This is a genomic window from Xanthomonas sp. NCPPB 3200 (assembly GCF_056393585.1).
This window is the reverse complement of the sequence record NZ_CM150785.1, coordinates 4,689,507-4,701,436: the sequence shown is the minus strand read 5'-3', so window position 1 is coordinate 4,701,436 and position 11,930 is coordinate 4,689,507. Positions and strand designations below refer to the sequence as shown.

Sequence of the window (11,930 nt, the reverse complement as noted above, 5' to 3'; positions counted from 1 at the left end):
GCTTGTTGCGATGATTCAATTCGATACAAGAATTGCCCGCTTAAAAATTTAGAATTTGTGAATATATTTGCAGATTACTTGTTGGTAAGATAGTTATCTCTGGGTGAGGAAAATGTCTTTAGCCCCTTATAGAAAAACGATTCTATTTGCTGCCCTGTGGGGTGGATGCTTTTTATTAAATATTTCTGAAGTTTCAGCACAAGTTGTTCGTTATGTTCATACGGATGGATTGGGTAGTCCCGTATTATTCACTGATGAGAATAAAGCGGTCGTTACACGTAATGAGTATGAGCCCTATGGGGCCACTCTGAACAGTTCCTTAGGTGATAGCGGCGTGGGCTACACTGGGCATTTGGCAGATATGGCGACAGGCCTGACCTATATGCAGCAAAGATATTACGACCCTAATATTGGAAGATTCATATCAGCTGATCCTATCAATCCAAGTCCTAAGACAGCTGCGAATTTCAATCGATATAAATATGCTGCAAATAATCCCTATTTGAACATCGACCCTGATGGGCGCTATGAATGTCACGCGGGAAAGCAAGATTGTACAAGTCTTGAAAATGCGGTAAAAATAATAAATAAAGCAGCTGAGAAATCGTCGCCAAATTCGAGAGTTGCTCAAGTGAGTAGGTTTCTAGGGAAGCCCAATACACCAAATGGGGTTACAATTACCGGAAATTTAGCAAATCCTAAAAATCTTGGGGAAGCTACGAGAATTGGTGATCAGATACAGATTGGTCTGAATTTTAAGGCTCTAAATAGTTTAGATAAGCTCGGATCTATAACCGTACATGAGGCATCGCATGGAATAGATTACAGAGATGATGAAATTGCTACATCCATGATAGTCACTAGTAGTCGCAGCGCCTTGAATAGCAGTGAAATTACTGCTAGTTCCACACAGGCAAGAATGTTTGAAGCATTGGGGCGCACCGAGCCTTTTAATTTATTCTCATCTGACAAAGGGATGAACTGGAATGCTATCAATAATCAGGCGGATCGATCGGTTCGACAGCTCTGTCCGTCTGCAAAGTCTTGTAGTCCTTAGCTTGATGTTAATAGGTTTCCCTATAAATATTTTCGCCTCTACCAATTCGTCAGATAATAATTTGGATGAAAGTTATCAGCGGATATCTACTGCTATTTATTCGCACAAGAAAATGGATGGCGCAATTATTCAAGTGCGCGCCTGTATAAATGTAACCATTCATGATATTACTTTGGTTGAGTGTGGTACAAACGGCCCACAAGTGAGTATAGCAAGTGGCGAGGGTGTTAATGGAGGTAGAGCCTATATGCGTCTTATAGATTTTGCGCATGCGAACATGGGATTAGAGCCTGAGGATCTTCCCGTCTATATTAAAGCCAAGTATGAGGCTGGTTCTGCGGAAGATGGATTTTCTCACAAGATGAAAATATATGATTTTAAAACAACTAATTAAGTTGGGGTACGTCCAGCTTGGCTAATTGAAGTCCTGAGAAGATTTCTTAATGTATTGCGCGATTGATTTTTGGCATTTCTTTAATCGCAATTCGTTAATCGCGATCGTCAGATGTTTATCAGGCTTGAGTAATGATTTAGATCTAATTAGTCGGAAAAGGGGGAGTAGGTTAACTTCTTAGTTGAACCCGGTGCCGTTCTTCAACGGATAGGTTGGCCAGGTCAAATTTCCCTAAGTGCCGATTATTAGTGCAATGCGAAAACAACAGATTGATGCCCGTGCACGAGCTACTCTGCGTCTTCGAAGGTCAGAATCTGTGCAACAAGCTTGAGTTAAATATGCTCGATATAATCTTTAGTTCGATGCATTTGCGCGATCGCTGATGTTAGAAATACGAGCTTGTAAGTGCACACACACAAGGACTTGGGATCTATGCACAGGAACGGGAAATTGCTCAGCATGGCCGGACTGCGGGACTGCTCACTATATTCTAAGCGAGCTCTAACAAACGCCTGAACAACTTGTCAGTTTCCCGTAAAATTTATCCGGTCTCAAGTAGAGGTTCTCAGGCACACTAGCCACGCAGGAGGCAACGGATGCGCAAGAGCAAATTCACCGAGAGCCAGATTGTTACAACGTTGAAGCAGGCTGAGGCTGGAAAACAGGTCAAGAATGTATGTCGTGAGCTAGGCATTTCCAATGCGACGTACTACGTCTGGAAGTCCAAGTACGGCGGCATGGAAGCCTCCGACGTGCAGCGGCTGCGTGATGTTGAAGCCGAGTATGCCAAACCCAAGCGGATGTATGCCGAGTTGGCGATGGAGAACCATACTTTGAAGGATCTGATCGCAAAAAATCTGTAGATCCGGCGCACAAGCGCCCGCTGCTTGCCTGGCTCGTCGAGCAGAATGGCTGGAGTGAGCGCAGGGCCTGTTCGGTCGTTGGCGTACCTCGCTCAACAGCGCCCTATCGGCGTCTTCCCGATCGCGACCAGGAAGTCATTGCGCTGTTGTCCGAGTTGGCCGAGCGCCTTCCTGGGCGGGGTCTTGGAGAGCTGTTTCAGACCATCCGTTGTCGCGGACATGTGTGGAACAACCGGAGTGTTTGGCATGTGCACTGCCTGATGAAGCTCAATCATTGTCGTCGCAGCAGGCGCCGGATACTGATGCATCAATCACAGCCGCTGACATGCGGTGATCGACCCAAGGCTGGATGGTCGATCGATTTCATGTCCGATGCGCTATGGGACGGTCGACGTTTCCGCACGTTCAATGTCATCGACGATTTCAGTCGGGAAGCTTGGCGATCGAAATGGACTTGAATCTGCCGGCTGCACGCGTCATCCGAACATCGGAACGCATCGCGGCCTGGCCCGGTAATCTGAACAGGCTTCGTCTGGACGAAAGAACTTAATTTTCCGTGCTGACTTGGTCGAGTGGGCTGAGCGCAAAAGCATTGCATTGAATTTCATCGGGCCGAGGTGTTCGATGCAGAACTGCTTCATCGAACGTTCCAACGACAGCTGCCGACGCGGCGCACTAGCAATGCACATTTTTCCCGCACCATGAGCGAAGTCCGCGATCAGACCTGGCATTAGCTGGCCGACTACAACCAACAGATCCCGCACGACAGCTTGGGCGGGCTAACGCCCGCCGATTTCCGTGATCCATATCTCGGCAGACCTCTAAATTTAAGCAGGCACTATTTATGGGAGTCCGCACCTGGTGTTTAAGTCTTCACTCATTCAGCTACAGTGAATGCCTTAATTTGCATTGAAGTTCCGTTGCAACCGTCCACGTAAATTTCTACCGTATTCTTGCTTTGCAGAGATGTTAGTGCCATGGAAAGAATCTCTTTGTACATCAATGCGTTGGGTGTAATCATGAAACGATTTCCACCGCCGCAGCCTGTTCCCGCAGGTAGCGGGCCTTCAGTGACTACATATATGGCTTCTCCTCCCCATCCAGTGGCTATGTTCTTTATCTTCTGTCCCCCGAGTGAGTAGGCCGCGAAGCATTGGGAGCTTGCCAACATCAAAGTTAGAAAAACTAGTCCACGGATCATAAAAATACCGAAGTAAGGTGAGTGAATTAATTCAAGCTGCGTTGTTCAATGCGCTGCCGGTCCTGTACTTACAGATCCGGTGACTGGAATAATTTTTTCTTATCGCCCCTGTTCCCCCAATTCGAACCTATACGCCCCACGTCTAGGTTGCCACAGTGTGAGAACAGGTTCCAGTTGTGTTTGGTACTGCGCGTGGAAATTACTACGCATTCTTTATGCCGGACCACTAATCGGCAAATAGCCCCTTTATGCCCGGCAGGCCTACCTTGGCACTCCCGCACTGTGGTGCGTTGAGTCGAACACGATGTGTATCCTGATTTTGCAAGGTCCGCAGGCCGATCCGGCGCAGATGGCGCCGCTGCAGCTGCCCGAGTGTGCGGGACGCGCGTTGCGCAGGCTGGCGTGTGCGGATGTCGATGGTTTGATTGCCGGCTTGCAGGCCGCCGGTGGCGATGCCGAGGTGGAGCTGGTGTTGCTGGATTCGGGCGATTTGTCGGCCTCCGAGCGTGCGCAGGTGCATGCGAAAGCCTTGCGCGCTGCACTGGATGCGCTGCCTGCGCCGTATATCGAGCTGCACACCGACGCGGCGCAGGAGCTGGAGCCGTGGCTGCATCCGCAGCATGCGCCGCTGGCGGTGGTGATTACGCCGCACGATGCGCCGCGCGCCTATGCGATGTCGCTGGGTATTGCGGCGCGTTGTCTGCCGTCGCTGTGCGCGCCCTTGCGCGCCGCTGCCTGAGGAAGCCGCCATGTCGATCATGATCGTGCGTGGGCCGGAGGCGGCGATGCCGCTGGTGCGTGGTCCGCAGCCGTTGCCGCGGGCCGTCATTCGGCAGCTCGTGCAATGCGCCGGCGACGCGGGCAAGACGGTTGCGTTGCGTGCCTGCGGGTCGGAGCAGGAGCTGCTGGATGCCTTGCGCGTGGCCGGGCAGGCGCGGATGGAGATCGCGTTGATCGATCCGGGCAGCTGCGTGGACAGTGCGCGCCTGCACCGTGTACTCAGCGCGTTGCCGTACCCGTTCGTGGAGGCTCACGACGATAGCGTGGACCGTCCGGAGCGTTGCCTGCCGGAGGGTTTCGGGCAACGCATTGCGACGGTGCGCGGTTACTGCGCGCAGAGCTATCTGCTCGGGCTGGAAATCGCGTTGGAACATCTGGGCTGCACGGAGATCCAGGGCGATGTCCACGTCGGTACCTGAGCTGCGCCAACTGCATTATTTCGCCGACTACGAGGGCTATTGCGACGGTCGGCCGGTGCTGTGGGGGCAACTGGCCCACAGCGTGGACGTGCCTGCCGATGGCGTGCTGGATGCCGCCGGGCTGGTCACCGCGTTGCGCCGCCGTGCGGCGGAGGCGCATGGGCTGGAAGCGGGGCAGATCCGCCTGTGCCAGGTCACGCGTCTGTAGCGGCGTGATACACAACGACGCCACCCGAAGGTGGCGCCGTCGTTCTGCCGTGCTTGTGCGTCGCTCGACGCAGATCACAGGGGTTGACGCTTACTTGGCCGGGCTGGCCTCCGGCACGAACTTGGTCAGCTGGTTGGCCGTTGCGGCAGTGCCGAAGTTGAAGCGGCCGTAGCCTGCGCCCCAGTACAGCGCACCGTCCACGATCGCCGGCGAGCTGATCACCGAGCCGGTGGCGTCGTGGTTCCACAGCGTGGCGCCGGTGTCGGTATCCAGGGCGACCATATTGCCGGCCATCGAACCGGCGTAGAGCAGGTTCGGCGACACCGTCAGCGAGCCCTGGCCACCGGCCGGCACATTTGGATTCACGCGGTTGATGCCGGGCACCTTGACCTGCCACTTGATCCTGCCGGTGGCGGCGTCCAGCGCTGCCCACGAGCCGCCGTTGTGGCTCTGGGTATTCGCAGGCCCCAGCGTATAGGTGGCGTTGGTGCTGTTGTTGATGGCCACATAGACCTGCGACTTGTACGGATCGAACGCAGTGCCCCACTCGACGCCGCCAGTGGTGCCGCCGGGGCCGACCTGGGTCGACCACACCTTGGCACCGGTCTTGGCGTCGAAGGCCCAGTAGATGCCGCTCTTCTGCCCTGCGCCGACCAGCTGCTGGGCCTTGCCATCGCGCCACACGGTGAACAGCTGCACGCCGGCGCCGCCGAAGTCGTAATCAGGGCCGGTCAGGTTGGTTGCCTGGGTGTTCGGGCACAGGCCATTGGTGGGCGCCACGATGCACGACAGGTTCCAGGCGTCGTAGCCTTGTGCACGGTCGGCCCAGACCAGCTTGCCGGTGTCCAGATTCAGCGAGATTACCGAGTCGACGTAGTTGTCCGGTGCCATGCACGCCAGTTCGTCCTGCACGGTGAGTTCGCTGCCGCGGTAGGAGCGTGCGTTGGACACGCAGTTACCCACGCTGGCGGGAATGTTGTAGTTGTTGCCGGTGCCGAAATACAGGCGGCGGTTGATCGGATCGATCGCCACCTGGCCCCACACCGATGCGCCGGTATAGCCCTCGGGTACGTTGTAGAACTGCCACACCTTCTTGCCGGTGTTCAGATCCAGCGCCACCACGCTGCCGCGGAAACTGAAGGTGTGGGTCGGGTCCAGGTTGCCCCAGTCGCCGGAGGACACGGGCACATACACGCGGTTGCCGTAGATCACCGGCGAGGAGGTGATGCGCGCCTGCGGGTTGGCTTCGGCGGTGGTCTTCCACAGCAGCTTGCCGGTCTTCTTGTCGATCGCCAGCACGGTGCCGGCGGCCTGGTCGCCGACGATGATGCTGTTGGCACTGATGGCCGGCGTGTTGCGCGTCACCGAGTTGGCATTGCCGGTGTAGTCGGACAACTTGGCCTGCCAGTTCGGTTTGCCGGTCTGGGTGTCGACGCTATACAGCGTGCCGCCCCAGTCGGGTACGTACAACGTTCCACCTTCCACGCTCGGCGTGGCCGAGATGTCGCCGGTGGTGGTCAGGGTCCAGGCCGGCTTGAGGCCTTTGACGGTGGTGCGGTTGATCTTCCACTCGCCCGGCGCGAAGCGCTGGTTCAAGTAGCCGCCGCCGGCGGTGGTCCAGCTGGTGGGGCTGGCGAACGGCAGTTGATTGCCGAAGCTGCGCCAGATCTGGCCGGAGCGTGCAAAAGCCTGGGTATCCAGCGACGACACCGACTGTTGTGCGGTTGTGGAGCCGGCCTGGGCGAAAGCCACTGCGCTGGCAAGCAGGCAGGGAATGAGCGTCAAACTGCGAAATCGCAAGCGGCGAATTGAATTTGTCATCACGGCATGTCCATAGATGGAAGGAAGCGCTGGATCCCCCCGGATCTGCCGAGTGAAGATGGCCGATTGTGGCGACCGTGCAATACACGCACTTTTCCGCATTCATTCAACGGTCGGGTCCGCTCGCATCTGGTGCCACCAGCTCGAAAAAATTGCGTTCAACGTGTTCGCTATTCGCACAAATGCTGATGATTCATCACGATCGGCGGCCGCTGCGATAGAAAAAATGATTGGCCGCGATGCATGCGTATTTGCATGCAAATCAATGGTCTGCAAAAAGTAACCAGGAAATGTTGCGCCACCTTGTGAGGTTGGCCACGGTGTCGAACACAGCCCCTCTCCCGGCGGGGCGAGAAGGCACGGTTTGCGCGCCACTGGCGCGCGTGCCTTGGAGCGCCCGCGTCGCAAACGCGGGCCGGGGCTCGGAGCGGGGGTTGGGGTGAGGGTACGGTGCGAAGCTTCTGTGTCGTCAAAATGCACGAGGCTTCGCACGTCCCCTCATCCGCCCCTTCGGGGCATCTTTTCCCGCTGGGAGAAGGAAACAGCCATGTAGCTGCGCTATCCGGCGTGTTATGCGCTTTGCGGCGAGGGCGCGGCGGTGTGCACTGCAGCGGGAGCGATCAGCGCCAGCTGCGCGATCGCATCCTGCACCACCTCCGCCACCGTGGCGTCCACATCCACCGACACCACGTCGGCTTCGTCCAACGGCAATTCCAGGGTCTGCAACTGGCTATCCAGCAGGCTGGCCGGCATGAAGTGGCCGGCGCGTGCGCTCAGGCGCGCGGCGATCACGTGCGGGGCGGCGTGCAGGAACACGAAGCGGATCGGAATGCCGCTGCGGCGCAGCAATTGACGGTGCGTGCCGCGCAAGCCCGAGAACGCGAGCACCACCGACTCGCCGGCCTGTACGCAGTCGCGCAAGGTGGCCGCCAGCAACTCCACCCACGGCAGACGCATCGCATCGGTGAGTGGCTGGCCAGCGGCCATCTGCGCGCGTGCGGCCACGCTGTGGTAGTCGTCGGCGTCCAGAAAACGGTAGCCGTAATGCGCTGCCAGGGCCTGCGCGATGGTGGTCTTGCCGCTGCCGGAAACGCCCATCACCACGATGGCCAGGGGCGAAGCGGACGCGGGTGTAGCGGGGGCGGCTGTGTCCATCACGTCAGGTTATATCTCCGGATCGATTCGGCATTTTGCCGGATTTCACGTTGGCGGCAGTCGATGCGTGGTGTAGCGTCGGCGCTCCTCGCCAGGTGAGCGGGCCGCCCAGCGTAACGGCGCGCTCGGCCGGGTTCAACGCACTCCAAGGTCTGCCGATGCCGTCATCGCCTGCAACGTCTCCTGCATCGGCGCGCCTGCGCTGGCGCGAAAAACTGGGCTACGGCGCCGGCGATCTGGGCCTGAATCTGTACTGGGCCAACATCTCCGCCTTCCTGTTGATCTTCTACACCGACACCATGCATCTGCCGGCAGCGGCGGTGGGCACGATGATCCTGTTGACCAAGATCGCCGATGCGATCGCCGATCCGGCGATGGGTGCACTGGCCGATCGCACACGCAGCCGCTGGGGCAAATTCCGCCCGTATCTGTTGTGGGGCGCCGTGCCGATGGCGGTGACCGGCGTGCTCGCCTACACCACGCCTGCGCTGGATCAGAACGGACGCATGTGGTGGGCCACGATCAGCTTCCTGGTGATGATGCTGGCCTACACGGTGGTGAGCATTCCGTACTCGGCATTGTCCGGCGTGATCACCGCCGACAGCAGCCAGCGCACCAGCCTGATCAGCCTGCGCTTCATCGCCGCATTCGCCGGCACCACGTTGGTGAATTACTGCACGCTGGATCTGGTGGCCTGGTTCGGTGCCGGCAACGATGCACTGGGCTGGCAGCGCACGATGATGCTGTACGGCGCGGTGGCGGTGGCGTTGTTCGTGACCGTGGCGCTGACCACGCGCGAGCGCGTGCAGCCACCGCCGCAACAGCGCACGCCGATCCGCCGGGATATCGCCGACCTGCTGCAGAACAAGCCGTGGTGCGTGCTGTTCGTGCTGTCGCTGATCATCATGATCACCATTGTCATGCGCGGTGGTGCGGGCGTGTATTACCTCAAGTACTACGTGCAGCGGCCCGACCTGACCGGGCTGTTTCTGGGTTGCTATTCGGTGTCGCTGGCAGTGGGCGCGGCGATCACGCCGTTGCTGACACGGCATTGGGACAAGCGCCAGTTGATGACCGCGCTGATGGCGGTGGTGGGCGTGTTGAGCTGCCTGATGTTTTTCATTCCTGCCGATGCGGTGTGGGCGATCTTCGCGCTGAACATGCTGATCGGGCTGGCGTTGGGGCCGAAGTCGCCGCTGGCATTTTCGATGTATGCCGACAGCGCCGATTACACCGAATGGCGCACCGGCCGGCGCGCCACCGCGATGACCTTCGCCGCCGCGACCTTTTCGCAAAAGCTCGGTGGCGCGCTTGCTTCGGCCGGCATCGCCTGGGTGCTGGCGGGCATGGGCTATGTGGCCAACAGCGCGCAGTCGGCCGCCTCGTTGACCGGCATCGTGCTGCTGCTGACGGTGATCCCGGGCGCGGTGGCGCTGCTGGCAGCCTGGACCATGCGTTTCTATCCACTCGATGATGGCCTGTTGCGCCGCATCCAACACGAACTGGCCGCGCGCAAGCGCGACGAACAGGAGCACCGCTGACCGTGTCTGCACTCTCCCACGCCGATTCCACGTCCACGCCCGACGACGATCTTTCCGCGTTGCTGGCGCCCAGCGCCGACGGCACGCGTTATGCGCTCTACAGCCCCACCGCAATGCCGAACGCGGGCGGGTTCCTGTGGAACCGCCGCATGATGCTGCAGCTGACCTGCCGTGGTTACGCCACCGGGCAGTTCATGCAGCCGGAGCCGGCCAAGTACGCGCATGCGCCGCTGCTGGAAGCGCGCAACTTCATGATGCCCGAGCAGCCGTACTACGCGCATCATCCCGGGCGCTTCTTCTATCTCAAGGACGAAGACAGCGGCGCGTTGTATTCGGTGCCGCACGAACCGGTGCGCGCAACGCCGGAACAGTTCGCGTTTTCCGCGGGCAAGCACGATGTGCGCTGGCGGGTGCGCCACGACGGCATCGTGGTGGAGCTGTGCGTGGCGTTGCCCACCGACGATGCAGTGGAGCTGTGGGAATGCCGCGTGCATAACCAGTCCGGGCGTACGCGCCGGCTCAGCCTGTATCCGTATTTCCCGATCGGCTACATGTCGTGGATGCATCAGGGCGGCGCTTACGAGCCGGCGCTGGGCGGCATCGTCTGCCGTAGCGTGGCGCCGTACCAGAAGGTGGACGACTATTTCCGTCAGCGCGATTTCAAGGACTGTACCTTCCTGTTGCACGAGCAGCCGCCGGTGGCCTGGGATGCGCAGCAGATGGCCTTCGAAGGCGAGGGCGGCCTGCATGCGCCCTCGGCCATCCAGGCCGAGCAGCTGGGCAACAGCGATGCGCACTACGAGAACCCGGCCGCCGCGTTGCAGTATCGGCTGACGCTGGACGCCGATGCGGCAAGTGTCTACCGCTTCGCGTTCGGGCCGGCCAAGGACGATGCGGAAATCGCCGCGCTGCGTGCGCGTTATCTGTCCGAAGCCGGCTTTGCCGCCGCCGCGCGCGACTACGCGCAGTATCTGCAGGGCGGGCAGGGTTGCGCGCAGATCGCCACGCCCGATCCGGCGCTGGACAACCTGGTCAACCATTGGCTGCCGCGGCAGGTGTTCTATCACGGCGACGTCAATCGCCTGACCACCGATCCGCAGACGCGCAACTATCTGCAGGACCACATGGGCATGGCCTACCTGCAGCCGGCCACCGCACGTGCGGCGTTGTTGCACGCGCTCTCGCAGCAGGAGCCCAGCGGTGCGATGCCGGATGGCATCCTGCTGGTGGAAGGCGCCGAGCTCAAATACATCAACCAGGTGCCACATACCGATCACTGCGTGTGGTTGCCGATCTTCCTGAGCGCCTATCTGGCCGAAACCGGCGATGCCAGCGTGCTCGATGCGGTGGTCCGTACGCACGATGGACAGGCGCTCAGCGTGGCCCAGCGACTGGATGCAGCGATGCAGTGGCTGCTGGACGCGCGCGATGCACGTGGCTTGAGTTTCATCGCGCAGGGCGATTGGTGCGACCCGATGAACATGGTCGGCTGGCGCGGCAAGGGCGTGTCCGGCTGGCTCACCGTGGCCACCGCGTATGCATTGCGGCTGTGGTCGGGCATCTGCGCAGCGCATGGGCGAAGCGCGCAGGCGGAGACGTTTGCGCAGGCCGTGCAGGCGATCAACGCCGATGCCAACCGCGAGCTGTGGGACGGCAACTGGTATGCGCGCGGCATCACCGACGATGGCGTGCGCTTCGGCATCGCAGAGGATGTGGAAGGACGCATCTATCTCAATCCGCAGAGCTTTGCGCTGCTGGCCGGCACCGCCGACAGCGCGCAGCGCGCGGCCTTGCTGGAGGCGGTGCGCGAGCAGCTGCATACGCCGTACGGGCCGGTGATGCTGGCCCCGGCCTACACGCACATGCGCGATGACGTGGGGCGGTTGACGCAGAAGTGGCCGGGCGCCGCGGAAAACGGCGCGGTCTACAACCACGCGGCGGCGTTCTATCTGTACAGCCTGTACCAGATCGGCGAAGCCGACCGCGCCTGGGAGATCCTGCGCGCGCTGCTGCCCGGCCCCACCCGCGAGGATGTGCTGCAGCGCGGCCACCTGCCGGTGTCGCTGCCCAACTACTATCGCGGCGCCTGGCACCAGTACCCGCGCACGGCCGGGCGTTCCAGCCAGCTGTTCAACACCGGCACGGTGGCCTGGGTGTATCGCTGCGTGCTGGAAGGGCTGTTCGGCCTGGTCGGCGAAGGCGATGCATTGGCGATCCGCCCGCAGCTGCCCTCGCACTGGTCGCAGGCCCGGGTGACGCGCCAGTTCCGCGGCGCGCAGTTCGAGGTGACGCTGACGCGTGAACCGGGGCGCACGCACGTCGACGTTGAGGTGGATGGCACCGCCTGCCCGGACCAGCGCGTGCACGGCATTGTCGCCGGACGCACGTACCAGGTGCAGGTGCGGCTACCGGGCTGAGTGGCGCGTCCGCGGCGCCTGATCGGGGGCAACTGCGATAACTGCCAAGCTGGTGTAGGAGCGCGCTTGCGCGC

At 60.0% G+C, this 11,930-nt stretch carries 9 protein-coding genes and 1 pseudogene; 8 read left to right on the top strand and 2 right to left on the bottom strand.

The window, feature by feature from the left end; genetic code table 11:
- Nucleotides 1–112 precede the first annotated feature (112 nt).
- The 6 genes and pseudogenes from AC06DU_RS20340 to AC06DU_RS20315 all read left to right on the top strand — a co-directional run bounded on the left by AC06DU_RS20340 (nucleotide 113) and on the right by AC06DU_RS20315 (nucleotide 4,922).
- Nucleotides 113–1,057 carry an RHS repeat domain-containing protein gene (locus AC06DU_RS20340; RefSeq protein WP_167706149.1) on the top strand — a complete coding sequence of 315 codons (945 nt, stop codon included), beginning with the start codon at nucleotides 113–115 and terminating at the stop codon, nucleotides 1,055–1,057.
- 4 nt (nucleotides 1,058–1,061) lie between these two features.
- On the top strand, nucleotides 1,062–1,451 hold the full coding sequence (locus AC06DU_RS20335; RefSeq protein WP_478203095.1) for a hypothetical protein: 390 nt from the start codon (nucleotides 1,062–1,064) through the stop codon (nucleotides 1,449–1,451).
- Nucleotides 1,452–2,047: 596 nt separating this feature from the next.
- A pseudogene (locus tag AC06DU_RS20330) lies at nucleotides 2,048–3,183 on the top strand (IS3 family transposase).
- 636 nt (nucleotides 3,184–3,819) lie between these two features.
- Nucleotides 3,820–4,254 carry a hypothetical protein gene (locus AC06DU_RS20325; RefSeq protein ID WP_478203094.1) on the top strand — a complete coding sequence of 145 codons (435 nt, stop codon included), beginning with the start codon at nucleotides 3,820–3,822 and terminating at the stop codon, nucleotides 4,252–4,254.
- Between the two features lie 10 nt (nucleotides 4,255–4,264).
- Nucleotides 4,265–4,714, top strand: coding sequence for a 3-dehydroquinate dehydratase (locus AC06DU_RS20320; protein ID WP_046345097.1), 450 nt, complete (start codon nucleotides 4,265–4,267; stop codon nucleotides 4,712–4,714).
- Nucleotides 4,695–4,922, top strand: a complete 228-nt coding sequence (locus tag AC06DU_RS20315; RefSeq protein WP_016903869.1) for a hypothetical protein — start codon at nucleotides 4,695–4,697, stop codon at nucleotides 4,920–4,922. The genes AC06DU_RS20320 and AC06DU_RS20315 overlap by 20 nt, the downstream gene beginning before the upstream one ends.
- Nucleotides 4,923–5,012: 90 nt before the next feature.
- Here the strand turns inward: AC06DU_RS20315 and AC06DU_RS20310 are convergent, their stop codons facing one another.
- Together AC06DU_RS20310 and AC06DU_RS20305 are read right to left on the bottom strand one after the other, a co-directional pair.
- Nucleotides 5,013–6,743 carry an outer membrane protein assembly factor BamB family protein gene (locus AC06DU_RS20310; protein WP_167706152.1) on the bottom strand — a complete coding sequence of 577 codons (1,731 nt, stop codon included), beginning with the start codon at nucleotides 6,741–6,743 and terminating at the stop codon, nucleotides 5,013–5,015.
- Nucleotides 6,744–7,313: 570 nt separating this feature from the next.
- Nucleotides 7,314–7,898: a gluconokinase gene (locus AC06DU_RS20305; protein WP_478203093.1), complete on the bottom strand. Its 585-nt coding sequence runs from the start codon at nucleotides 7,896–7,898 to the stop codon at nucleotides 7,314–7,316.
- 158 nt (nucleotides 7,899–8,056) lie between these two features.
- On the opposite strand from AC06DU_RS20305, the gene AC06DU_RS20300 reads away from it, so the two are divergent.
- Nucleotides 8,057–9,439, top strand: coding sequence for an MFS transporter (locus AC06DU_RS20300; protein ID WP_478203092.1), 1,383 nt, complete (start codon nucleotides 8,057–8,059; stop codon nucleotides 9,437–9,439).
- Nucleotides 9,440–9,441: 2 nt separating this feature from the next.
- Entirely contained in the window at nucleotides 9,442–11,856 is a 2,415-nt protein-coding gene (locus tag AC06DU_RS20295) for a GH36-type glycosyl hydrolase domain-containing protein (protein WP_478203091.1), read from the top strand.
- The last annotated feature ends 74 nt before the right edge of the window (nucleotides 11,857–11,930 follow it).

Excerpts from the sequence above, each read along its gene's own strand:
- AC06DU_RS20320 (WP_046345097.1), top strand. The coding sequence starts at position 4,265 with ATGTCGATCATGATCGTGCGTGGGCCGGAGGCGGCGATGCCGCTGGTG.
- AC06DU_RS20305 (WP_478203093.1), bottom strand. The coding sequence starts at position 7,898 with ATGGACACAGCCGCCCCCGCTACACCCGCGTCCGCTTCGCCCCTGGCC.
- AC06DU_RS20300 (WP_478203092.1), top strand. The coding sequence starts at position 8,057 with ATGCCGTCATCGCCTGCAACGTCTCCTGCATCGGCGCGCCTGCGCTGG.
- AC06DU_RS20340 (WP_167706149.1), top strand. The coding sequence starts at position 113 with ATGTCTTTAGCCCCTTATAGAAAAACGATTCTATTTGCTGCCCTGTGG.
- AC06DU_RS20335 (WP_478203095.1), top strand. The coding sequence starts at position 1,062 with ATGTTAATAGGTTTCCCTATAAATATTTTCGCCTCTACCAATTCGTCA.
- AC06DU_RS20310 (WP_167706152.1), bottom strand. The coding sequence starts at position 6,743 with ATGACAAATTCAATTCGCCGCTTGCGATTTCGCAGTTTGACGCTCATT.
- AC06DU_RS20315 (WP_016903869.1), top strand. The coding sequence starts at position 4,695 with ATGTCCACGTCGGTACCTGAGCTGCGCCAACTGCATTATTTCGCCGAC.
- AC06DU_RS20325 (WP_478203094.1), top strand. The coding sequence starts at position 3,820 with ATGTGTATCCTGATTTTGCAAGGTCCGCAGGCCGATCCGGCGCAGATG.